The organism is Bifidobacterium sp. M0404 (assembly GCF_016101415.1).
Classification (GTDB): domain Bacteria; phylum Actinomycetota; class Actinomycetes; order Actinomycetales; family Bifidobacteriaceae; genus Bombiscardovia; species Bombiscardovia polysaccharolytica.
In genome coordinates this window covers 102,936-125,678 of record NZ_JACFQP010000003.1, presented here as the reverse complement: position 1 = coordinate 125,678, position 22,743 = coordinate 102,936, and the positions used below count along the sequence as shown (strand labels likewise).

17 protein-coding genes are annotated in these 22,743 nt (G+C 59.0%); 13 read left to right on the top strand and 4 right to left on the bottom strand.

Features of this window, described 5'->3' with window-relative positions:
* The first annotated feature begins 7 nt into the window (after positions 1–7).
* Both cydC and H3T93_RS07405 read left to right on the top strand, forming a co-directional pair.
* Positions 8–1,867, top strand: coding sequence for a thiol reductant ABC exporter subunit CydC (gene cydC / locus H3T93_RS07410; protein WP_144178114.1), 1,860 nt, complete (start codon positions 8–10; stop codon positions 1,865–1,867).
* A gap of 261 nt (positions 1,868–2,128) precedes the next feature.
* Positions 2,129–3,622, top strand: a complete 1,494-nt coding sequence (locus tag H3T93_RS07405) for a cytochrome ubiquinol oxidase subunit I (protein WP_046322412.1) — start codon at positions 2,129–2,131, stop codon at positions 3,620–3,622.
* Positions 3,623–3,839: 217 nt separating this feature from the next.
* Here the strand turns inward: H3T93_RS07405 and H3T93_RS07400 are convergent, their stop codons facing one another.
* Complete coding sequence (locus tag H3T93_RS07400) at positions 3,840–4,799, bottom strand: polyprenyl synthetase family protein (RefSeq protein ID WP_144178112.1); 960 nt, start codon at positions 4,797–4,799, stop codon at positions 3,840–3,842.
* 228 nt (positions 4,800–5,027) lie between these two features.
* Between H3T93_RS07400 and H3T93_RS07395 the strand changes: the two genes are divergently transcribed.
* Positions 5,028–6,482 (top strand): serine/threonine protein phosphatase, encoded by a 1,455-nt coding sequence (locus H3T93_RS07395; RefSeq protein WP_144178111.1) that lies wholly within the window; start codon positions 5,028–5,030, stop codon positions 6,480–6,482.
* Positions 6,483–6,498: 16 nt separating this feature from the next.
* Here the strand turns inward: H3T93_RS07395 and H3T93_RS07390 are convergent, their stop codons facing one another.
* The gene (locus H3T93_RS07390; RefSeq protein WP_046322418.1) at positions 6,499–7,287 is read right to left on the bottom strand and encodes an IclR family transcriptional regulator; all 789 of its coding nucleotides are present in this window, start codon (positions 7,285–7,287) and stop codon (positions 6,499–6,501) included.
* A gap of 151 nt (positions 7,288–7,438) precedes the next feature.
* Here H3T93_RS07390 and leuC point away from each other — a divergent pair, with 151 nt between their 5' ends.
* The 8 genes from leuC to H3T93_RS07350 all read left to right on the top strand — a co-directional run bounded on the left by leuC (position 7,439) and on the right by H3T93_RS07350 (position 17,790).
* Positions 7,439–8,842: a 3-isopropylmalate dehydratase large subunit gene (leuC, locus tag H3T93_RS07385; protein WP_144178109.1), complete on the top strand. Its 1,404-nt coding sequence runs from the start codon at positions 7,439–7,441 to the stop codon at positions 8,840–8,842.
* 46 nt (positions 8,843–8,888) lie between these two features.
* On the top strand, positions 8,889–9,575 hold the full coding sequence (gene leuD, locus H3T93_RS07380; protein ID WP_046322421.1) for a 3-isopropylmalate dehydratase small subunit: 687 nt from the start codon (positions 8,889–8,891) through the stop codon (positions 9,573–9,575).
* A gap of 114 nt (positions 9,576–9,689) precedes the next feature.
* Entirely contained in the window at positions 9,690–10,649 is a 960-nt protein-coding gene (locus H3T93_RS07375) for a CPBP family intramembrane glutamic endopeptidase (RefSeq protein WP_144178107.1), read from the top strand.
* A 168-nt stretch (positions 10,650–10,817) separates the two neighbouring features.
* Positions 10,818–13,139, top strand: coding sequence for a CPBP family intramembrane glutamic endopeptidase (locus H3T93_RS07370; RefSeq protein WP_186363966.1), 2,322 nt, complete (start codon positions 10,818–10,820; stop codon positions 13,137–13,139).
* A gap of 103 nt (positions 13,140–13,242) precedes the next feature.
* Positions 13,243–14,295: a CPBP family intramembrane glutamic endopeptidase gene (locus H3T93_RS07365; RefSeq protein WP_186363965.1), complete on the top strand. Its 1,053-nt coding sequence runs from the start codon at positions 13,243–13,245 to the stop codon at positions 14,293–14,295.
* 149 nt (positions 14,296–14,444) lie between these two features.
* Positions 14,445–15,767 carry a UDP-N-acetylglucosamine 1-carboxyvinyltransferase gene (gene murA / locus H3T93_RS07360; RefSeq protein ID WP_144178268.1) on the top strand — a complete coding sequence of 441 codons (1,323 nt, stop codon included), beginning with the start codon at positions 14,445–14,447 and terminating at the stop codon, positions 15,765–15,767.
* 14 nt (positions 15,768–15,781) lie between these two features.
* Entirely contained in the window at positions 15,782–16,675 is an 894-nt protein-coding gene (locus H3T93_RS07355; RefSeq protein ID WP_144178101.1) for a lysophospholipid acyltransferase family protein, read from the top strand.
* A 113-nt stretch (positions 16,676–16,788) separates the two neighbouring features.
* Positions 16,789–17,790 (top strand): NAD(P)H-dependent glycerol-3-phosphate dehydrogenase, encoded by a 1,002-nt coding sequence (locus tag H3T93_RS07350; RefSeq protein ID WP_186363964.1) that lies wholly within the window; start codon positions 16,789–16,791, stop codon positions 17,788–17,790.
* 60 nt (positions 17,791–17,850) lie between these two features.
* On the opposite strand, the gene H3T93_RS07345 is transcribed toward H3T93_RS07350, so the two are convergent.
* Positions 17,851–18,135 carry a hypothetical protein gene (locus H3T93_RS07345; RefSeq protein WP_186363980.1) on the bottom strand — a complete coding sequence of 95 codons (285 nt, stop codon included), beginning with the start codon at positions 18,133–18,135 and terminating at the stop codon, positions 17,851–17,853.
* On the opposite strand from H3T93_RS07345, the gene H3T93_RS07340 reads away from it, so the two are divergent.
* Positions 18,085–19,233, top strand: a complete 1,149-nt coding sequence (locus H3T93_RS07340; RefSeq protein ID WP_186363963.1) for a D-alanine--D-alanine ligase family protein — start codon at positions 18,085–18,087, stop codon at positions 19,231–19,233. The genes H3T93_RS07345 and H3T93_RS07340 overlap by 51 nt on opposite strands.
* A gap of 69 nt (positions 19,234–19,302) precedes the next feature.
* Complete coding sequence (locus H3T93_RS07335; RefSeq protein WP_232348754.1) at positions 19,303–21,831, top strand: DUF4268 domain-containing protein; 2,529 nt, start codon at positions 19,303–19,305, stop codon at positions 21,829–21,831.
* 26 nt (positions 21,832–21,857) lie between these two features.
* Here the strand turns inward: H3T93_RS07335 and H3T93_RS07330 are convergent, their stop codons facing one another.
* A complete protein-coding gene (locus H3T93_RS07330) occupies positions 21,858–22,709 on the bottom strand; it encodes a mechanosensitive ion channel family protein (protein ID WP_232348753.1) in 852 nt (283 codons plus the stop codon).
* Between the last annotated feature and the right edge of the window lie 34 nt (positions 22,710–22,743).

Below are 22,743 nucleotides of genomic sequence, written 5' to 3'. Positions count from 1 at the left end.
AGACGGCATGGGATCGTCGAAGGCCTCCCGCCGCGGCCGCGGTCTGTCGGGCTATATGCATATCTGGCACCGGGACCATTGGTTCTGGCCCTACCTGCGTCAGAACAAGGGGCTGCTTGCCCTGATCTTCTTCCTGGGAACCATCACCTTCGTGTGCGCGGCCGGGCTTATGTTCACCTCGGGCTTCCTGATCAGCAGGTCGGCCCGTCATCCCTTCAATATCTTCGCCGTATACGTGCCGGTGGTTCTGACCAGGGCCTTCGGCATTGGACGGCCCACATTCAAGTATCTGGAACGCATCAAGAGCCATGACTGGGTGCTCCGAGTGGTTTCCAAGCTGCGGGTTCAGCTCTACCGCACCCTCTCGCAGGACGCGGCCTTCCTGAACGAGCATGAGCGCACGGGCACGGTCCTGGGCATGCTTTCGGACGACCTGGACCATCTGGAGAACTTCTACCTGCGCACCATTTTCCCCACGGTCGTGGCCTACATGATGTGGGTGGTGGTCACCATCGCCGTAGGCGTCTTCTCCTGGCTGACCTCGCTCCTGCTTTTCCTGCTTTTCGCCCTGATCCTGATTCTGGTACCGCTGGTCTCGCTAGCTTATTCAGACGGGCGTTACGACATGGAGAAGGCGCGGCGGCAGGACCAGTACACTGCAGTGACCGAGAGCTACATGGGCTTGGGGGATTGGGTGATCACCCACCGTCGGCGGCGCTTCGTGGATACAGCGTCCGGCGACTTCAACGACATCGCCGCCGGCCGCAGAGAGCAGAAGCGGTTCGAACGTTGGCGCAACTGCGGCATCCAGATGATTTTCGCCCTCATGGTGGTGGCTTTGATTGTTGGAGCGGATTTGCGTATGACCAGCTCTACCTCCATTGCAGACTTCGCGGCAGCCGTGGTCCTGGCGGTTTTCCCCCTGGTCGACTGCTTCATCGTGGTCTCCCAGGCTGTGGCTGAGGTTCCCCTCTACACAGACTCACTGGATCACCTGAATGATCTGACCGAGCGGGTCGAGTCCCGGCGGATTGAGCCAAGTGCCCAGACCAGGTTGGAGGGGCCGATCAAGTCCATTGTCTTCGACCATGTCAGCTTCTCCTACGGCCCTGATGACCCCCTGCTGCTGGACGACTTCAGCCTGAGGATTGAAGGTGGGCAGCGGGTGGCCCTGCTCGGTCCCAGCGGCGAAGGCAAGACGACTGTCCTTCAGCTGCTCTTAGGCGACCTGCGCCCAACCAGTGGCCGCATCCTGATCAATGGAATACCGGTCGATGCCTTGCAGGATCAGCGTCCTGAGCTTTTCGGCTACCTGAACCAACAGGCATTCCTCTTCAACACCACCATTGCCTCCAATGTGCGTCTGGGTGCCCCTCAGGCCGATGACGATCAGGTTCGCCAAGCCTTGAAGGCTGTACAGCTGGATCAGGTCGTGGCTGACATGCCCCAAGGAATAGACACGCCGGTTGATGAGGCCGGCGGCCGACTCTCAGGCGGGCAGCGCCAGCGTCTGGCCCTGGCCAGGATCGTGCTCAAGCGCACCCCGATCATCCTTCTGGACGAGCCCACCATCGGTCTGGATCCCATAACCGAGCGGCGGCTCATGGCCATGATCTTCAAGGTCAGCCAGGATCGCACACTTCTTTGGGTGACTCACCACCTTCAGGGGCTGGAGGAGGCCGACCAGGTCATCTTTATGCAGGACGGGCACATCGCCATGCAGGGGCGTCCGGTCGATCTGTACCGTGAAAACGCCCGTTTTCGTGAACTTTATCGCATGGACGTCTCGGACGTGGACAAGGGTGCCGGTCAAGGGATATACTCAAAGAAGCAGTCAGATTCAGATGGACGGAACCCTGTTGAATGACCATCAGGCTGTTTCCCGAGCAATGAATTTTGCACGGTTGTCGGGTCGCCGATCTTGTCGGATGGCTTCCCGGCCGGTCACCGTGCGCCGTCAGTTCATGGACTGGGCGGTATGGAAACCGGAGCCCGCGGAAGCGACCAGGTCGCGAAGTCGGGGAGAGCTGAAAGGTTCTTGTAGGCACAAGCCCGGTCATATCTGAATCCGTCCGGATTCGACCCGTGTACCCGCGCCCGACGAACCCTGCAGAGATTGGGAGGAACGATGTTCACTGTATTGGGATTGTCAAGATTCCAGTTCGCCATGACGACGATATTCCACTTCTTCTATGTCCCTATGACCATCGGTCTGGCCCTGGCGGTCGCCATCATGGAGACTATCTATGTGGTGACCAAGAAGGATGTCTACAAGAAGATGACCATGTTCTGGTCCAAGATCTTCCTGCTCTCCTTTGCGGTCGGTGTGGTTACCGGTATCATCCAGGAGTTCCAGTTCGGCATGAACTGGTCCAATTACTCCAGGTTCATGGGTGACATCTTCGGAGCCCCCCTGGCAATCGAGGCCCTGGTGGCATTCTTCCTGGAATCAACTTTCATCGGTGTGTGGATGTTCACCTGGAACCGTTTCAAGCCGGCCGTGCATGCGGTCTTCATCTGGCTGACCTTCCTGGGTTCCTCCATGTCGGCCATCTGGATTCTGGCTGCCAATAGCTTCATGCAGCATCCGGTTGGATTTGAGATCAACCAGGCCACCGGCCATGTTCGGTTGCGCAATTTTGGTGACGTCGTATCCAATCCCCAGCTGTGGATTGAGTTCCCCCACGTCTTCTTCGCCGCTGTCTGCACAGGGGCCTTCGTGGTCATGGGCTGCAGCGCTTTCAGCCTGCTGAGGATGCACATGGGGAACAAGGACCAGGCCGTGGCCGCTGTCGAAGCTGACTCCGAGAAGCAGGCCAAGGTCAACCTGTTCACCAAGTCCATTCGTCTGGCCGCTCTGATTGGGCTTATCGGCTCAATCTGCGTGATCACCTACGGCGATCTGCAGGGCAAGTTCATCGTGACCGATCAGCCTATGAAACTGGCCGCCACCGAGGCCATCTACGAGGACACGGGTGATCCCGCCCCTTGGAATGCCGTGGCTCTGATCAATGAGAAGGACCATAAGATCGAGGGATCCGTCGAGATTCCCGGAGCCATGTCACAGCTGGCTTACGGTAAGAAGACAGGCGCCGTCAAGGGCATGAACACCGTCAACAAGGAGCTGCACGAGAAGTACGACGCCAAGTTTGGCAAGGACATGAACTACTATGTGCCTGTCACCACCCTATTCTGGGTCTTCCGCCTGATGGTCGGAATTGGGTTTGCCTTTGCCTTGATATCAGCATTGGTGCTCTGGTTCACACGTAAGAAGAAGAACACCCTGTTCACCTCGCGTTGGAAGCTCTGGATTATGGGCATCTTCACCTTCGCCCCCTTCGCTGCGACGACCAGTGGCTGGCTGGTGACTGAGCTTGGACGTTATCCATGGCTGGTTTACGGTTATCAGACCATTGCCGATGGGGTTTCGCCCACCAGCACGGTGCCGAACCTGCTCTTCACTTGCATTGTCTACTTCCTGCTCTTCCTGGTTCTGGGCGGAGTCATGGTCTTCTACACCAGGAGGACCCTGCATCAGGGACCCTTCTACAAGCCGGATGACGGCAATGGGCCACAGCCTGCCAAGGTGCATGGCGCACCGGCCCGGGTAGCCCTGGCCTGATGCCCGACTGACCTTAAACACTTCCTTCCCCTTCGGTAAATCCCCCGCTTCGGACTGCATGGTTCGGAACGGGGGATTTGCTGTCCTAAGGTTTTTCCATCAGCGGCGGACAGCGGTGAGATTCAGAAAAGAGAGCAATGCCGAGCATGAAGCGACGGATGTAATGCAGGTTCGGCATATGCCTGATACAGGACTGGCCTCACTCGTTCATGTTCGGTCAGACTTGGGCGGTCAGCTTAACTGTGATCCGCTGCAACAGGTCGCGCACGCCTTTGTCGATGTGGGAATCCTCCAGGCTGTCTGAAGCCCGTTTTAAATAGTCCTTGGCGGTTTGCCGGCTGCTCTCCATCAGCTGTGGGTGGGCTCTGAGATAGTCGACCACACGGTCGGGATCGTCCTGCTGGACTAAGGCTCTGAAGTTTTCGTCCTCCTGGAACCCCAGCAGAACCGGCAGAGTGTAAATCCCGTCGCGAATATCCTCCAGCTTGGGCTTGCCGGTGTCGCGATCCAGATCGAAGTCGTTGATGTCATCGATGATCTGGAAGGCCATGCCTAGATTGCCGCCGAAGTCTCTGGCGGTCTGCTCCAAGGCGGGGTCAGTCGGCTGGTCATCAAGGCGAATCCCAGTCAGGCAGGCAAGGCGGAAGAGGGCTGCGGTCTTGCCGGAGATGGCTCGGTCGTAGTCGTTAATGGTTGTATGTGTGTGGTGGCGGTCTGACTCTTGGTAGAGTTCGCCGCCTACGATCTCGCAGACCGTGCCGGCCTGCTCGCGGATAAAGGCTGTGTCAGGGGCGATGGAGGCCATGATCTCCATATAGCGTGAAAGGATCAGATCTCCTAGATAGATTGCGGCCTTGTTGCCCCGGATGGTGTGGATCGTGGGCTTGTTGCGGCGGATGGGGGCATTGTCCAGAACGTCATCGTGGACCAAGGTAGCCAGATGAAGCATCTCGATGGCGGCGGCGCCGGTGATGACAGTGTCGTCCAGACGCCCTCCGGTTCGTGCTCCGGCACGGGCAAAGAGGATCACCATGGCAGCACGGATCATCTTGCCATGGTTGTCCAGCAGTCGACGGTAATCCTCTTGATAGGGAGCCACATGGGTACGCTCCTGGTGCAGACGGTCGACAACCCGTTCAAGATCCTTGCGCAACAGGAGCTCTTGTCCTTCTGCCATGGAGGTACGCTCCCTCTATCTCGTTAAGAACCGCAACGTATCCAATATAGCAAGACCGGGGCCACGCCTGAAGATTGTCGGCCTGGTCCTGGCTGTCGCCGTAATCACTGTGGTCAAGCTAACATTAGGCCGTCGCCGTGCTGTGAGGACGCTGTGGTCGGAATCCCATTCGTAATAGGGCTGCACAGAACGACCTGGGAGCGAAACCGGGTGAAGTAGGCTAGACGTATGAGTCAGCATTACCACGCGGATCAGGTCTCCCCACAAGGCGGCGAGGGAGAGCATGATCGACCGCTGTCCGTTTCAGCCAGGCTGGGGCGACTTCAGTTCCATTACTCGGGCAAGTTCAGACTTCTGCAGCTGGCCGACGTCCAGGAGGGCCCTAAGGTCTCTCCGGACACAATCAGGCTCATAGCCGCGGCATGTGATGCGGCAAAGCCTGATCTGGTGGTCTTCTCGGGCAACCAGGTGGCCGGTTACGACACGGCCTACGAGCGCACCTTCCGTAAGAGGCGTTGGAGCACCCCCCTGGACGGCATCTACTCTGCTGGTCTGAGCATGGGCGGCGCCCTGGGGCTCGGAGGAGCCTCCCTGAAGCGCTCATCCAAGACCCAGGATGGCCAAGTTCCTGCGGACCGTCGTGAACCAGACCGTAGGGATGCCGAGCGTGTACGTCGGCAGAACATCAAGCACACCGAGGATCTGGTTCGCAGAACCGTTGGCCTGATCACGGGCCCACTGGTTGAACGCGGGATTCCCTTTGTCGTCACCTATGGCAACCACGACTTCCAGTGCGGCCTGGACACCGATCAGATGGATGCCATCTATCGGGAGGTGCCCGGCTGCCTGAACCCGGAGGCTACGGTCGCCCATCCTGATCGGGTTCATGCGCTGATCGGATCGGCCCTGCCCTCCCAGACCGCATTCGTCTGTGCTCCGGGCACTTTCGCCCTGCCTGTGGCGGATTGCGACGGTCACGGGGTGGTCATGGGTCTGGTTCTGTTGGACTCTGGCGACTATGCCCGTGCAGGCGGCTATGGCTCACCTTCGGCCCAGGCCCTGGACTTCCTGGCGGCCGCTCCTGATCTTCTGGGCAACCGATCCATGGTCTTCCAGCACATGCCCATTCCCCAGTTCTATGATCTGCTCAAGCCGGTGCCGGCCACCACGGCCTATGCGGTCCAGGGCTACCGAAGCTTCGACTCCCGTTGCTACATCCTGGACGAGTCGCGCACCTGCCCGGGCTCCTACCTGGGCGAGGGTGTCTCCTGTCCTGACGAGGACAGCGGCGAGTATGACCTGCTGACCCGGAAACGGGGCTATTTTGCTCTCTTCGCCGGGCATGACCATCGCAACGGTTTCGTGGGACGCAGCGGGGATTTGACTCTGGGGGCCACGCCCACATGCGGATTCGGTTCCTACGGTCCGGTGCCCAGCAAGCGGGCGGCCCGGCTCTTTGAATTCGACATCCGCCATCCCCATCATCCTCGCACCCAGCTTCTGGAGTTTGGGCAGTTGGTGGGGCGGCCCGGATCCCACAAGGTCTACACTTTCGCCATGAGTCATGTGCCCACCTCTACCGGGGACGCGGTCAACCTCTTGCGTCGGCCTGGGTTTTTGGCGGGCGGCCTGACGGCCCTGGCAGGGCTGATAGCCTCCTGGGGATCCTCCCGGCGGCGATAAGAATCGGGATTACTGCTCAGACCCTGCGACGGGCAGGGGATGAGGCTCGCAACAGGGCTTCGGTCAGATATTTGCCGGCGGCCATGACCAGGGGGGCGTAGCGCCTTCCAGGCGTGGTGGACATGCGGTTGACCGGTCCAGAAATGGATATGGCGGCCATGACCTGCCCCGATCCGTTGCGGATGGGGGCGGAGATGGAACAGACGCCCTCCTCGCGCTCGTTGATGGACTCGGCCCAGCCGCGCTTGCGGACCGTGGCCAGGGTCGCTGCGTTGAACTTGGCGTGTCGCAGGCCTTGGTGGAGGCGCTCAGGTTCCTCCCAGGCCAGCAGAATCTGTGCAGCCGACCCGGCCTCCATGGACAGCAGGGCGCCGACAGGGATGGAGTCGCGCAAGCCGGAGGCGCGTTCCACTGCGGCGATGCAGACCCGGACCTCGCCCTGGCGGCGGAAAATCTGAGCCGACTCGCCCGAACGGTTGAGCAGTGTATGCAAAATGGGCCCCGACGCGGTCAGCAGTCGATCCTCGCCGGCGGCAGCAGCCAGTTCGGCGAAACGGGAGCCCAGGACGAAGCGACCATGCGCGTCCCGCAGAACGAAGCGGTGGCGCTCCAAGGCGATGGCCAGTCGGTGGGCCGTGGGTCGAGCCAACCCGGTGGCGTTGACCAGCTGGCCCAGGGTCATGGGTCCGGTCTCCAAGGTGTCCAGAATTCGCACCGTCTTGTCCAGAACGCCGACGCCCGAATGAATCTCCTCCTGATGCATGTTCTGATCGTTTACGGAGGGGTATCTGTCGTCGTCGTTCATAGAAGGTGTGTCCATGGTTGAATTATGCCATCTCAGTATATGAAATGCAAAAGTTCATAACGGTTGGGCAGTTCCATACTCGGTGGTAAGAGGCCGGCGGGGTGCCGATGAGGTTGGCGCCCCGGCCGGTCGTAGGTTTTCAGGAGGCGATATGGGACGCACAATGGCGGAAAAGGTCTGGGCCGATCATTTGGTCAGAAAGGGCCAGGGAGGCGAGCCCGATCTGATCTACATCGATCTGCAGCTTATGCACGAGGTGACAAGTCCACAGGCCTTCGAGGGACTACGATTGGCAGGCCGAAAGATCCGTCACCTGGACCAGGTCATCGCCACTGAGGACCACAACACCCCCACCATCGACATCGATCGGCCCATCGCCGACAAGGTTTCGGCCCTGCAGATCTCCACCCTGGAGCGCAATTGCCGCGAGTTCGGCGTCCGTCTGCATCCATTGGGGGATGCGGACCAGGGCATCGTGCATGCTTTTGCGCCCGTCCTGGGACTGACCCAGCCCGGCATGACCATCGTCTGCGGCGATTCGCACACCTCGACCCACGGGGCCTTTGGCGCCCTGGCTTTCGGCATCGGAACCTCCGAGGTGGAGCATGTTCTGGCCACCCAGACCCTGAGCCTGAAGCCTTTCAAGACCATGGCCATCACCGTCCGCGGCCAGCTCAAGCCCGGTGTGGGCGCCAAGGACGTCATCCTGGCCGTCATCGCCAAGATCGGCACTGGCGGCGGCCAAGGGCACGTTCTGGAGTACCGGGGCGATGCCATTCGGCGCATGTCCATGGATGCGCGCATGACCATTTGCAACATGTCCATCGAGGCCGGGGCGAGGGCCGGGATGATCGCGCCGGACGAGACCACCTTCGCTTACCTGGAGGGCCGTCCGCACGCTCCTAAGGGGGCCATGTGGGATCAGGCCTTGGAATACTGGCGGACCCTTCCCACTGATCCGGATGCGGTCTTCGACAAGGAGGTCATCCTGGATGCCGACCAGCTGACCCCCTACGTGACCTGGGGAACCAACCCCGGACAGGGCCTGCCCATAGGGGCTGATGTGCCTGTGCCAGAAAAGATCGCCGACCCGGCCAAGCGTCAGGCAGCTCAGGATGCCATCGACTACATGGGTCTGAAGCCTGGGATGCCCATTCGTGACATCGCCGTGGACACCGTCTTCATCGGTTCCTGCACCAATGGGCGCATCGAGGATCTGCGCGCAGCAGCGGCCATCATGAAGGGACACCACAAGGCCAAGAACCTGCATCGCGTCCTGGTGGTGCCGGCCTCTTCGCGAGTTCGTATTCAGGCCGAGAAGGAAGGGCTGGATCGCATCTTCGAGGACTTCGGAGCCGAATGGCGCAACGCAGGCTGCTCCATGTGCCTGGGGATGAATCCCGACCAGCTGGTGCCGGGGGAGCGTTCCATTTCCACATCCAACCGCAACTTCCAGGGTCGTCAGGGCAAGGGCGGCAGGACGCATCTGGCCTCGCCCGAGGTGGCCGCTGCCACCGCCATCAGGGGAACCATCTGTTCGCCGGCCGATCTGTAAGCCCATCAATCATTCGTAATCGCCATCCAGCAGGCAGGAGGTCATCATGGAGCCACTTTCCGTTGTAACCGGGGTTGGAGTGCCCTTGCGCCGCTCCAACGTCGACACCGATCAGATCATCCCCGCCGTATTCCTGAAGCGGGTGAAGAAGACGGGCTTCGAGGATGCGCTCTTCTATGCATGGCGAAGGGATCCGAATTTCGTGCTCAACAGGCCTGAATATTCAGGTGCTCGCATCCTGGTGGCCGGGCCGGACTTCGGCATCGGATCCTCGCGTGAGCATGCGGTCTGGGCTCTGCGGGACTATGGATTCCGCGTGGTCATTTCCCCACGCTTCGCGGACATCTTCTATGGGAACACCGCCAAGAACGGGGTTCTGGCCGCCATCATGCCCCAGGAATCAGTGGAGTTGCTCTGGAAGCTCCTGGAGGAGGATCCTGGCACCGAGATGACTGTGGACCTGGGCGCTCGTACGGTCACTTGCGCGGATGTGACTCTGCCATTCCAAGTGGACGACTACGTGCGATGGCGGCTCATGAACGGCTACGATGACATCGATCTGACCCTGCAGCACGAGGATGACATCCGTGCCTATGAGCGCATGAGGGCTGAGCGCTTCCCCTTCAAGCCGCGTACCCTGCCGGCACAGCATATGCCCGAAGAGCCGGTCACTTCAGCCAGAGAGGGCCAAATCGATTGGCCTGGGCCCCTGGCTGATCGCGGCATCATCTGACCGACGGGCCGTGCGCCCTGATATGAAAGTCCTCCGCCCCTTTTTCGCTTACCATGGAAAGTGACAGTCATTGATCGACTGTGACCGGTTAGTAAACGAAGAGGGGCGGTTATCATGAGGCACAGCAGCGGCGATGTGCACGACTGGGGCGTTAGACGGGCAGTGAATGCCCTAAGTGCTTTTGCCTTCATCTACGTGGCCATCGAGACCCTGGTAGGCCTTTTGGGAGGCAAGGTTGTTCTGCCTGCTCTCTTCCCGCATGCTTCCAAAGCGCAACTCAACGGTCCTTTGTCGGACTGGACAGTGGTTATCTCTGTAGTGTTGGCCCTGCTGTTTGCCTTGCTCAGTCAATGGCCGGTCATTGTAGGCCATGAACGGCATGGCCAGGACCAGGTGCGTTGGGTTACCGCCCGCCGATTCAGCCTGTTGGCGCTGATCATCGCCCTGGCCTGCTTCTTCCTCAGTCAACTGGTGGCCAGTGCGGCCGACTCTGGACTGGGCGCTATTCTGTCGGGTACTGGGCTGCATCCGCCGACCGCACCTGATGACGGCGGCATGGAAACGCCGATCATGCTCTTCTATGCCATTCTTTTGGGACCTTTTGCTGAGGAACTGGTCTTTCGCGGGGTCATCATGAACGGCTTGCGCCGCTTTGGTCGGGTCTTCGCCATTATTACCTCTTCCTTGCTTTTCGGCTTCATGCATGGCTCCTTGGTCCAGGGTCTGTTTGGTTTCATTTCCGGCCTGGTTCTGGGCTATTTGGCCATGGAGTACGGGCTGGTCTGGTCCCTGCTGGTGCACATGCTCAACAATGCCTTCTCTTCAGGTCTGCTGGCCAAGTACATGCCCCTGGCACCCGAGGTGGTTCGCATCGGCCTAGGCCTGCTCATGATCCTGGTACTGCTGATCGGTGTCGTCGGGCTGCTGTTCAAGATTAGGGCTCTGCGTGATTACTGCCGCAGCAATCGCGCTGCCAAGGGAATCTACGCTTCCTGGAGTGCACCCTGGTTCCTGCTCTTCTGCCTGGCGTGCCTGCTGATGGCCCTGAGCGAATTCGTACCGGGGCTGGCCTGACCGGACAGTCCATGGTACCGGCTCATTGTCGGGATTCTGTCGAGGAAGGGCGAGGTCGGGCTAGACTCTGATATGTAGTGTCATGATATGAATGCGGGGAAAGGTTCGTGTCGCTGGACGCCCTTGAGGGTCGTACGGTAGTGCATGAAGGGGAAGGATCATCGACGGATGAGGGATGATGAGGATCACGACAGCGGCGGCGAGTCTGCCGATGTCCAAGATGAGCAGGGGCGCTGGAAGGCTTCGCGTTCCTCTCTTGCCCTCGTGACCGCAACCCATACCGCCGGCAAGGACTACGCCCGCCACTGGGACTACCAGGAGGGGTCCATCGATCTGCCGCCGCTCAGCCTGCCGGGCCAGGCCGTGGATGATGGCCTGGCCTACCCGGGACGGATTGCCCATAGAAAGATTGTGCTTCCGGGCGCTGAAGGGGCTGGCCATCGTGGGCACACGGGGACTATGCCTGTCGGTGAACGACCCTCGGTGCTTCCTGGATCCGATGATTTTTTGACATCGGTCACTATGGCCAGTCAACCGGCTGTTCCAGCATTTCCTCCGACGGACCTGTCTGCCGACGAGCACGGAGAGAAGGGGGCCGGCGAGGGGTCTGTACCCCGGCGCGTGGTTATTCGCCGTGATCTGGAGGCCCCCAAAGCTACGAAGGCCTCGAAGCAGCAGGATCATTCTGCAGCCAAAGTTGTCTGGTCCTGGACCAAGCCGGAGGTCAGCGATGCTCCGGTTTTCTCCTGGAATATGGGCAAAGGCCGCAAGCCGGCAGCAAAAACCCATGCAGGCAAGCCCAAAGCCCCTACCGCCAAGGCTTCGTCTCTTGCCACATCTGTTCCTGCCTCGCCAACCAAGGCTACAGGTTCTGCCGTTTCAACAGCATCTGCCCCCGGTTCTTCGTCCGCCGAACCGGCTGAGTCCAAGCCGACGGCTACGGCTGGGGCGTCTCCGGTTGCCGTTTCGGCGGATTCGCTGTCTGTCAAGCAGAATACAGAGGCTTCCGCACCTGCCAAAGTGTATGTTCAGCAGTCTCCGACCCCAGTGGTGTTCACTGATCGGCCGGTCGTCGTTCGCCGCTCAAATGCCGACTGGGACTCGCTTATCGCTGGTTCATCAGCTTCAGGTCAGAACGTCGCAGCTGCACAATCCGTTGCCAGTGGCGCCAAACATCAGGGGCGCCAGGTCTGTTCGACCCCACGGGTAGTTGATCAGCTGGCCGAGGTCGGCGGCATCAGTACAGGCGGCCGGACTGTTTCGTCATCACCGAGGACTCCGGCCGCTCAGGCGGATCATGCCGTTCAGCCTGTGCAGGCCGTCCAGACAGTAGGTGAAGTTCAATCCGTCGGTGCCCAACCCGCTCCGTCTGATTCCGCCAAGGCAGCGAATACATCGGCTCCAGCCGCGCAGCACGTTGGCGTCTCAAGCAAGCTGGACGAGGGCACGCCGAATGCTTCGGCAGCAGCCAAGGCCCAGGTTCAAGCCAAGACGAAACCACAGACGGCCACCAAATCGGCACCCTCTGGCAAGCCCGTCTCCTACAGGGCCAGTTCGGGGGTTCTCCACGCCGTCAACGGCCAGGCCGCCTTCGCCTTTGTCTACCTTGCCATATCCGTTCTGATGCTCATGGTCGGTTCGGGGATGATCCTGCCGGTCATCATGGAGCGGGTCAAGGATCCGAGAGCCATTGTCTTCATGTCCGATGGGAATACTCTCCTGTCGGTCCTGCTGGCGCTGGCCTATGCCTGTATTTCAGAGTGGAGCGTTATTCGAGGTAAGGAGCAGCGAGGACAGGACGCTGTCCATTGGCGAACAGATAGAAGAATGACGCTGGCGGCTCTGCTGGCCCTTGTAGCGGTGCTTCTGCTGGGCCAAGGAACGGTCCATGGACTGAACAAGTTCTTCAACCACTTCTGTCTGCTTCTGCACATCCCCTCCCTGGCCTCGCGCAGTCTGCTGGTCACCGGCACTTCCTCGCCGATGATGGCCGTGTATGCCCTCTTGGCGGTTCCTCTGGCTGAGGAGCTGGTTTTCCGTGGCATCATCCTCAACGGGCTGCGCCGGTTCGGCAGAGTCTTTGCCATCCTGACCGCATCCCTGCTCTGCGCACTGTTGCAGTGTGACCCGGTCTCTGGGCTCTGGATCTTCCTGCTGGGGCTGGCACTGGGGTATTGCTCCCTGGAGTATGGCCTTGTCTGGGCCATTGGAGCCCGTGTGGTCGGCAATCTGCTCTTCAGCGGCCTGCCCAACCGTTACCTGATGAGCGCTCCACGAACTGCTCGTATGTCGATTTTGGCAGTGGCATTGGTCTTGGTTCTGGCTGGACTGGTCATGTTCTTCCTGCACCGCGCCAGTCTGTTTGACTACCGGCGGCGCTATCGAGCCCCTAAGGGAACCTACGCTTCCTGGAGGCAGCCCTGGTTCCTGCTCTATTTGCTGCTCTGCCTGCTGCTTACAGTCTTCAAGTTCGTGCCCGGTCTGCTCTAGAGCATGACGTATTGGGGCTGCCAGTGGTGGCGTAGACTTGGACCAGCTGGAGGTCAGTGCCGGATGGCCAAACCTGCAGAGGATCATGAAAGGGCATGGTGACATGGGGCAGACAGCGACGGCAGCCGACGCGTCAGGGACTGGGCAGACTCAAAAGCCCAGACGAGGCATGGCGGATCGCGCATGGATGAGTGCGGCCAGGGGGATGCTCAACCGTCAGGCCGCCCTGCTGCTGGTCTATCTGCTTATCATCAACAGCGTCGGTTTTCTGTTCGGTGTTCTGGCTCAGATGGAGTGGAATGCCGTGTTTGATCCGGTGCCTGCCCACTCGGGATTTATGTATGTGATCGTCCATGCTGACAAGGAGTATGGAGGCATCGTCAACCTGATCGCCGCCTGCACAGGTCTCTGCTTCCTGGTCTTCACGCGGCGGCGGCAGATCTGCGATTCAGGCCCTATGGGCATATTCCACACTGATCTGCACCCCATGACCTGGCAGGTTTTGCTGGGATGCTTTGCACTGACGCTGACCGGGCAGACCCTGGCGGACTGGTATCAGTCAGGCATGGACTGGACCACGGCGCGGTTGGGAGTGCAGCAGTCCTGGACCACGACTGAGCAGATCCAGCAGGCCTCGGGTACTATCCCCATGTTCATCTACGTCAGCCTGCTGGCCCCCGTCATCGAGGAGCTGGTCTTCAGAGGGGCTATCCTGCACGCGCTGAAGCCCTACGGCCACGTCTTCGCCATCGTCACCTCCGCTGTTATGTTCGGCTTCTTCCACGGCGATCTGGATCAAGGATTCTTTGCTTTCATTATGGGTCTGCTCTTGGGCTATCTTGCCTGCGAATACTCCATCTTCTGGTCCATAGCCCTGCACGTGTTCAACAACCTGGTCGTCAGCGACGGGCTGGAACTCCTGCTCGGGTTTATGAGCGACAATATGTCTTCTTACGTCAACGTGCTCATGATGTTGGCAGGCATGCTGGCAGCCGTGCTGGTCCTTTACTTGGGCCGCCATAGGATCGTCGCTTTTCTGCGGGAAAACCGCACGTATACGAACGTCTATGGTGCCTGGGCCTGCCCGTTCTTCATCATGCTGCTGCTGATCATGGGCTTCACGATGCTGACCCCCTTCGTTTCGACCGGTGCTTGACCAGTATCTGACTGGGTGGACGCTCTATGCCGGAGGCGACAATTCACGGTGTCCCCACACCCCCTGTGGCAGACTTGCAAATAGGGGCCGATGATGCGCCAAAGCCCGGCTCTGAGCGGATACGAGAAAGAAGCCGATGTATGGCCAAGATGAATACACAGAATGATGTGCTGCATGTGGTGGGCGGCAGGCCCCTGCATGGCACCATACAGGTCCGCGGGGCCAAGAACTTCGTCAGCAAGGCCATGGTGGCTGCCCTGCTGGCTCCCGATGTCTCGGTGCTCAAGAACGTGCCTGAAATCCGTGATGTCCAGGTGGTCTCGGATCTGCTGAGACTGCACGGCGTCAAGGTGGATGTCAGTCCGCAGGAGGGCGTGGTCACCATTGATGCCCGCCATGTAGAGCTGGCTGATGTGGCCGATGTGGACACCCTGTCGGGCTCCTCCCGCATTCCCATTCTCTTCTCCGGGCCGCTTCTGCATCGGATGGGAGAGGCTTTCATCCCCGTTCTGGGCGGCTGCCGCATCGGTAGCAGGCCTATCGACTTCCATCTGGAGACCCTGCGCAAGCTGGGGGCCAATGTCGACAAGGAGCATGAAGCCGGTATCCACATCACGGCGCCCGACGGCCTGCACGGAGCCAAGATTCACCTGCCCTACCCCTCGGTGGGAGCCACGGAGCAGACCCTGCTGGCGGCCGTCCTGGCCGAGGGGCGTACCGAGCTGTCAGGGGCGGCTACTGAGCCCGAGATCATGGATCTGGTGGCGGTCCTGCAGAAGATGGGCGCACAGATCTCAGTGGACGTGGACCGTACCATCCGCATTGAGGGGGTGCCCTCTCTGAAAGGCTTCACCCATACCTCATTGCCAGACAGGATCGAGGCTGCCTCCTGGGCTTCTGCCGCCCTGGCCACCCATGGTGACATCATGGTCAAAGGCGCCCACCAGCCCGACATGATGACCTACCTGAACGTCTTCCGCAAGATCGGCGGCCAGTTCGATGTGCGCGACGACGGCATCCGCTTCTGGCATCCGGGCGGCGACCTGCGGCCCGTGGCCATCGAGACCGACGTGCACCCCGGGTTCATGACCGATTGGCAGCAGCCTCTGGTAGTCGCTCTGACCCAGGCCAAGGGTCTTTCCATCGTTCACGAGACCGTCTATGAGAATCGCTTCGGCTTCACCAAGCCGCTGATTCAGATGGGTGCCACCATCCAGCTCTACAAGGAGTGCCTGGGATCCCTGCCCTGCCGCTTCCAGCAGCGCAACTTCAACCACTCGGCGGTTATCTTCGGACCCACCCCGCTGACTGGTCAGGACATCGATGTACCCGATTTGCGTGGCGGTTTCAGCCACCTGATTGCGGCACTGACAGCCTCCGGCCCCTCCACCGTCCACGGCATCTCCTTGATTGACCGCGGTTACGAGGACTTCCGCGACAAGCTACTGGCCTTGGACGCGCAGATCGACTGATTCGGCAGGCATAGATGGCTTCCAAAGGCAAACCCTCCCCCCGGTCTGCGGTACCAGCCCTGTCCGACCAGCAGGTGGCCCTACTGGCCCAGCGGCACAGACTGGTGGATCCGACCCGCTACTATCCCACTGGTCACCGCACACCGGCCTTGGACGAGATAGACGGTCAGCACCCCGTGGGGACTACCCGTCTATTGCGGGGGGTCTCCCAGGTGGTGCGTGACTCCTGCCGAGTCTATGCCTGGGGGTTGGAGCGGGTGCCGCAGACCGGGCCTTTTATTACCGCAGCCACCCATGTGACCCAGTTCGACGTTTTCATTCCCATGATGGCTCTCTTCCACCAGGGTCGTCGTCCCCGCTATATGGCCAAGGCCGAGATGGCCCACTGGCCCCTTATCGGCAGCTGGTTTCGCATGGTGGGCATGCAGCCGGTAGAACGCAAGTCCGGCAAGGCCAGGTCGATTGAGGAGGAGTCGATCAATATCATCACCTCGGGCAGGCCCCTGACCATCTGGCCGGAGGGGACCGTGACCCGTGACCCTCTTAAGTGGCCCATGTCGCTCAAACCCGGGGTCGGATTCATCGCCTTGGAAGCCTCACGGCAGTTGGGTCGCATGGTTCCCCTCTATCCCAGCATCACCTGGGGGGCAGCTTCGATCAACCACAAGTGGCCTTGGCCTCGTAAGAACGTGGTCATGTGCTATGACCGGCTCCTTGACTATTCCGACCTTCTGGAAGACATGGATCAGTGGGGCGCAGAACCCCCCAAGCAGTCCGTGCATGCCCTCTGTGTCCGCCTGCGCAACCGGATGGAAGAGGTCATGGCCGAGATTCGTGGCGAAGAGCCCCCGGCGGCTGGATATTTCGATTATGTGACCATGACCCGTCGGCCCAGAAGCGAGCAATAAGGCTGGAACCCACCTCCAATTCCTCCTGCCTGGCGGTGGTGTCATAGGATGGTAGGGACAAGAATGAGGCTGCTGGTCGGCGTTCCCGTGCGCACGGCATTATGCAAAGGAGAATGATGACGAAGATCGCGGTATTGGGAGCAGGCGCATGGGGAACCGCTTTTGCCCAGGTACTGGCTGATGCTGGCAACCAGGTGGTCATGTGGGACATCGATCCGGAAGTCGTGGACGAAATCAACAGCAAGCATTCGAATGCTCGCCGCCTGCCAACAGTGGAGAGGTTGCCCGACGCCATCATCGCTGAGGGTGACCGGGCCAAGGCCGTCTCGGGGGCTGAAATCGTGGTCGTGGCCATAGCCGCTCAGCACGCCTGTGAGGCCTTGACGGAATTCAAGAGTCTATTGGATCATGATGCCATTGCAGTCTCCCTGATGAAGGGGATTGAACGGGGCACCGACAGGCGGATGGATCAGGTGGTCTGCCAGACGCTGGATCTGGACCCAATCAGGTTTGCGGCCGTCTCCGGTCCCAACCTGAGCAAGGAGGTGGCCGCCCGCGAGCCAAGCGCCACCGTGGTCGCCAGCGCTGATGCCGATACTGCCATGAGAGTAGCCCGTGCTTGTACGACCGACTATTTCAAGGCCTTCGTTTCGGACGATGTGATCGGCCTGGAAATGTGCGGGTCGCTGAAGAACGTCACTGCACTGGCCGTCGGGATGTCACGGGGGGCTGGATTCGGGGAGAACACGGCTGCCATGATCCAGGCCAGGGGTCTGGCTGAGCTCACTGCCTTGGGGGAGGCCTGCGGGGCCAAGTCCAAGACCTTCGCCGGTCTTGCTGGGGTCGGCGACCTGGTGGCCACCTGTGGGTCGTCTCTGAGCAGGAACTACACTTTTGGCTTTAATTTGGGACAGGGCAAAAGCATCGAGGAAGCCACTCGCGTCAGCAAGGGTGTCGCCGAAGGCGTACCCACCACCGATGCTGTCGTCGCCTTGGGCGAGCGCTACCAGGTGGCGACCCCGCTGGCGACGGCCATGAGCCATGTGCTGGATCAGGGTCTGAGCTGCCGGGGCATGATCGACGAGCTGTTCGGCGGGCAAATCACTGCAGAGTGAGTCTGGTGGCCGTCAGAAAATTCTGAAGGCTATAGGGGTACAAAGGCTCTGAAACCAGCGCTACCAACATCCGATTGATGGTGTGCGGTTTTCCGAATCAGTCAGCAAGCCCAGCTTGTCTGGTGCCTGCATCAGCTCCACCTCGGCTGTGTTCGTGCCAAGCTTGTGGATGAGCGACTCCGACCAGGCCTTGCTGCCTGCCGAGGGGATATTCTGCTGTCTTGAATGATGCATCTGCTCGGGCAGGTGCGTGATGTTGAAAATCATATCCAGGATGAGGAAAGCCGAGGGATGATGGTCAGGAAACGTGTTGTAGTGCTTTATGGCGGGCGTGCCGACGAACATTCCATATCCTGCGTGTCGGCGGCTGGCGTGCTCAACGCCATCGATACCGATCGATACGAGCCCATCCCTATTGGCATCACCAAGGACGGTTGTTGGATCATCGGCGGTCAGGATCCCAGGCAGTGGGGTCTGGACGATGCCAGTCTGCCAACCGTACAGATAACCGAAGGCAGCCGTCCGGTCATCCTCGACATGGCTCGCGGCAGGGATGGGTTTCTGATTGGTGACCATGCCGATCTGGTTTCTGGAGCAGAGCCTTCCAGGACCGTTGGTTCCCTGGAGCCTTTGGGGCATGTTGACGCGGTCTTTCCGGTGCTCCACGGCCCATACGGTGAGGACGGCACCCTGCAGGGCCTGCTTGAAATGATGGGTCTGCCCTACGTCGGATGCGGGGTCTTCGCCTCTGCTGCATGCATGGACAAGCACTACACCAAGATTCTGCTCAGCCAAGCCGACATACCTGTGGCGCCTGGCATCACCATTGACTCCCGTGAACAGCGGTCCGGGGCCAACCTGTTGGCTGCTGTGCAGAAGGCAGAGCTGCATTATCCTCTCTTCATCAAGCCCTCCCGTGCAGGATCCAGCTTCGGCGTGGTCAAGGTGGAAGAGCCTCAAGCCGAAGCCCTGGCTGCCGCAGTCGCCGAGGCTGCCAAGCACGACTGGCGGGTCCTGATAGAGGAGGGCATTGAGGGGCGGGAGATCGAGTGCGCCGTGCTCGCCTCCAGCAAGGACAGACAGCCCCGTACAGCCTGGCCTGGCGAGGTGGTGCTGGACAAGGCTGATCAGGACGAGGCCTTCTACGACTTCGACAGCAAGTATGTGGACTCCTCCGCTTCCCATGTGGAGGTTCCTGCCGACCTGCCAGAGGAGACCCTTCAGAAGGTTCGCGACCTGGCTGCCAAGGCTTTCAGAACCGTGGACGGCGCCGGTCTGAGTCGTGTCGACTGCTTTGTGACGCCCGAGGGCAGGGTCATCGTCAATGAGATCAACACCATGCCTGGTTTCACGCCTATCTCCATGTATGCCAAGGCCTGGGAGGCCACGGGGATTACCTACACCGATCTGATTACTGACCTGATCGAGGGTATATCGGCCTGACTGTGGCCGTGGGTGCTTCCTATAATGGGAGCGTCCGCCGATGTACTCGCTGGTAAGGCAAGGTTCCTCATGGATGCTGGTCCCGTTAAGCTGCTGAGTCTGATTGCCGATAAGAGCAAGCGTTTTATTGTCCCTGTATATCAGCGCCCCTATTCCTGGGATAAGGAACAATGCGAGCAACTTTGGAACGACGTGCTTGCCATTGAGCGTTTACACGAGAGCGCCCATTTCATGGGTTCACTGGTCTGGATTCAAGAGGGCACCATGGGCGCCGATGGGGTGACATCAGCCCTCATTATCGATGGTCAGCAGAGAATTACAACAGTCAATCTTCTCCTAGCAGCACTTGCTGATTATGCAGACAGCCACCAAAGCCAGGCCAATGAGCTGCAGTTTTCCTGCGAAAAACTCACACGAGAATATCTGATTGATTGTTCTCGTGAAGGCGAGGGGCATTATCGTTTATGCCTATCGCAGGGTGATTGTGACACATACGAGTCCATCATTCACCATTTGGAAAATTCTAAAGCTCCGATTACTGGCGAGTCTCGTAGACTTATCGATAACTTCCATTGGTTCAGTCATCAATTGGAGGGCATGAAGGACCCGAACAGTGTGTGGTCTGGGCTCAAATCCTTGGAGGTAGTGTCGATCTCCTTGACGCAGGGTCAGGATGATCCACAGGCCATCTTCGAGTCGATGAATTCGACTGGTAAGGACCTGTCGACTGCAGATCTGGTTCGTAATTATGTGCTCATGCGGCAGCCTTTGGAGACTCAGGGGATGTTGTATGAAGATAATTGGAGAAGAATCGAAATAGCGCTAGGCGTGGACGTCTATGATGACGTTTTTGATGATTTTCTCTATGACTGGCTTGCCATCATCAACGCCCCCAGACCAGTGCCTACACGAGACGTATACAGGTTCTTTAAAGACTACGTGACCAACAATGGCTACGATAACCACGATCAAATAGTCGGACTTCTGGACCAGATGAGCAAGTTTGCCGGGTACTATTCGCGTATTACTTCGAGCTCGGGGGATGATCCTGAAATAGATCGATTGTTTGGCCGTATTCATGCTCTGAATATGTCCGTCATCAACCCCCTGCTCATGACCCTTTTGGACGATTACCAGGAGGGGGATGATCTCTTCAGCCGCAGTGATTTTATATCCATGTTGAAGTTGTTGGAGAGTTATCTCTTCCGCCGCATTGCCTGCCAGATATCGAGCAATGGGCTGAACAGGTTTTCACTTTCGGTCATAGCACGTCTCAGACAGATAAAGGAAGACGGGTCACCCGACTATCGGCAGGCCTTCGAAGCAGCCTTGCTGGGCAGCGAAGGGACAAGCCATCGTATGCCTGATGACAATGAATTTCGCCAAACTCTTCTTTCGCGCGATTTCTATCCCTTTTCGCGTTGTTATTACATGTTGACAACACTGGAAAATGAACACCATCCTAAGAATCCGATTGACTTTTCCTCAAGGAAACTCACTATTGAGCATATTCTGCCCCAGAATGCGCTCGCTCATGAGCAGTGGCGGCAGATGTTAGGTGCTGATTGCGAAAGGGTTTTTGCGGAGCATGTCAACAAGCTGGGTAATTTGACTCTGACCGCTTATAACTCGGAACTCTCGGATGGGTTGTTCAAGCAGAAGAGGGATCGAATTGTCGGTGGATATCAGGATGAATACCTGTCTATTTCGCGTGAGTTGCGTGATGCGGAGACTTGGAATGCCGAGTCCATCGAAGCTAGGACGCGTCGGCTAGCCGATGAGGCTCTGCAAGTCTGGTCTATGCCGAAGATCGATCGTGCGACCATCGACAAGTATCAATCTGATAAGCAGGCGAAGATTCCGGCAAAGATGGTTTCCTTGCACATGTTGGGTGTCAGTGGCCTGCTGAAACCTGGCGATCAACTGGAAAGCCTTTCCCGCAAGTATGAGGCCAGCGCTCTGATTACTGAAGAGATGATGATTAGGGTCTCGGACGGGCGTGAATTTGAGAGTCCCTCGTCGGCGGCTTCGCATGTTCTCAAATTGGCTGGGGCGAGCAGCAGCTCAATCAATGGCTGGACGTTCTGGGGGCATGGGGGCATCAGCCTTGACGATTTTCGTTCTCGTTACCGGGTTTCGCAAGGAGATATGGAGTCTCTGGACCGCTCGAAGTTGAGGGCCATGTTCTGGGATGGGTTCGTTGACTTCTGCAAAGCCAGGAATGACTTCATGGCCGCTTTCGGTTCGGCCTTTACCAGAGCCGACCATACGAGGTACCTGTTGAGTTTTGGCTCGCCCGTGTCTGGCTGCAATCTGGCAGGTCTCATCGGCATCAGGGACGGATACGCCACTGTTGAATTCCTCTTTCATGATCCTGTGCAATACATGGACTTCCTTAAGCACAAGTCTCAGGTCGAGAGCGACCTGTCAGACCAGGAGGGTGATGTGGACTGGGATGATAAGGATGCAGACAAGAAGTCACGCCACCTGACTCTGACTAGGCGTACTGATTACAAACAAGACCAATGGGATGATATCTATCGCTGGCTGGCCGACGCTTTGCTCAAGATGAAAAGCGTCAGCAAATACGTCCGCTAGTGATTTGGGGCCCAAACCTAAAGCAATCAGTTGGCTTGGTCTACATCGTTCTCTGATTGGAGCTCGGCCTCTTGGACCAGATAGTCCTGGCCGGCAAGAGCGCGGGTGGCGGCATCCTGCATATCGGCGGCGATGACGCCCTGCTTGGCGAACATGACCACTTGGCCCTTGATGCCATAAGGGGTGAAGCCCTGGAGCTGGACAATGGGCGGGTTGGATGGCATGGCCATGCCCTTGGTTGCCTGGGCCACCACCTGTGCAATGGAGTGGGAGGACTTGGCTATATCGGCATCTCCTCGCAGGGTGAAGGGAACCGTGGTAGCGGCTTCGCCGGCCTCGGTGATCTTCTCGAGCGCCGTGGTGTTGAGGATGGAGTTGGGGATCAGCAGCTGGTTGCCAGTTCTGTCGATGACGATGGTATGACGCCAGGTCACATCGCGGACGGTTCCGGTGGTGCCCTGGATGGTGATGATATCGCCGGGCTGGACCACCTTGCTGACCATCAGTCCAAAGCCGCCGACGATATTGGCGATCGTATCCTTCAATCCGAAGGAGAGGGCCAGGCCGCTGACGCCCAGGGCGGCGACCACTGTGGATGGGTTGATACCGAAGACGGGTTGCAGGACTGTGGCAGCAGCGAAGATCCAGATCAGGGCGCGGACAATGTTGACGAAGATGGAGGCACTGGGCAGGTTGGTCCGTTCCAGAGCGCGTCGCATGGCCGCCGCCACAATCTTGGAAATCAATGCAGCGCAGACAGCCACGACGATCAGAAGGATGATCTTTCCGAAATTCTGTCGAAACCAGTAAATGACGGCATCGCTGAAGCTGGAGATGGCCTGTTCGGACCTTCCCATGGGATCCTTATTCGAATTCATACCTGTGATGCTTGTGCTGGCTGGAGCTGATATT

Excerpts from the sequence above, each read along its gene's own strand:
- H3T93_RS07405 (WP_046322412.1), top strand. The coding sequence starts at position 2,129 with ATGTTCACTGTATTGGGATTGTCAAGATTCCAGTTCGCCATGACGACG.
- H3T93_RS07350 (WP_186363964.1), top strand. The coding sequence starts at position 16,789 with ATGATGACGAAGATCGCGGTATTGGGAGCAGGCGCATGGGGAACCGCT.
- H3T93_RS07335 (WP_232348754.1), top strand. The coding sequence starts at position 19,303 with ATGGATGCTGGTCCCGTTAAGCTGCTGAGTCTGATTGCCGATAAGAGC.
- H3T93_RS07340 (WP_186363963.1), top strand. The coding sequence starts at position 18,085 with ATGGTCAGGAAACGTGTTGTAGTGCTTTATGGCGGGCGTGCCGACGAA.
- H3T93_RS07395 (WP_144178111.1), top strand. The coding sequence starts at position 5,028 with ATGAGTCAGCATTACCACGCGGATCAGGTCTCCCCACAAGGCGGCGAG.
- H3T93_RS07390 (WP_046322418.1), bottom strand. The coding sequence starts at position 7,287 with ATGAACGACGACGACAGATACCCCTCCGTAAACGATCAGAACATGCAT.
- leuC (WP_144178109.1), top strand. The coding sequence starts at position 7,439 with ATGGGACGCACAATGGCGGAAAAGGTCTGGGCCGATCATTTGGTCAGA.
- murA (WP_144178268.1), top strand. The coding sequence starts at position 14,445 with ATGAATACACAGAATGATGTGCTGCATGTGGTGGGCGGCAGGCCCCTG.
- H3T93_RS07345 (WP_186363980.1), bottom strand. The coding sequence starts at position 18,135 with ATGTTCGTCGGCACGCCCGCCATAAAGCACTACAACACGTTTCCTGAC.
- H3T93_RS07330 (WP_232348753.1), bottom strand. The coding sequence starts at position 22,709 with ATGAATTCGAATAAGGATCCCATGGGAAGGTCCGAACAGGCCATCTCC.
- cydC (WP_144178114.1), top strand. The coding sequence starts at position 8 with ATGGGATCGTCGAAGGCCTCCCGCCGCGGCCGCGGTCTGTCGGGCTAT.
- H3T93_RS07355 (WP_144178101.1), top strand. The coding sequence starts at position 15,782 with ATGGCTTCCAAAGGCAAACCCTCCCCCCGGTCTGCGGTACCAGCCCTG.
- leuD (WP_046322421.1), top strand. The coding sequence starts at position 8,889 with ATGGAGCCACTTTCCGTTGTAACCGGGGTTGGAGTGCCCTTGCGCCGC.
- H3T93_RS07400 (WP_144178112.1), bottom strand. The coding sequence starts at position 4,799 with ATGGCAGAAGGACAAGAGCTCCTGTTGCGCAAGGATCTTGAACGGGTT.
- H3T93_RS07365 (WP_186363965.1), top strand. The coding sequence starts at position 13,243 with ATGGGGCAGACAGCGACGGCAGCCGACGCGTCAGGGACTGGGCAGACT.
- H3T93_RS07370 (WP_186363966.1), top strand. The coding sequence starts at position 10,818 with ATGAGGGATGATGAGGATCACGACAGCGGCGGCGAGTCTGCCGATGTC.
- H3T93_RS07375 (WP_144178107.1), top strand. The coding sequence starts at position 9,690 with ATGAGGCACAGCAGCGGCGATGTGCACGACTGGGGCGTTAGACGGGCA.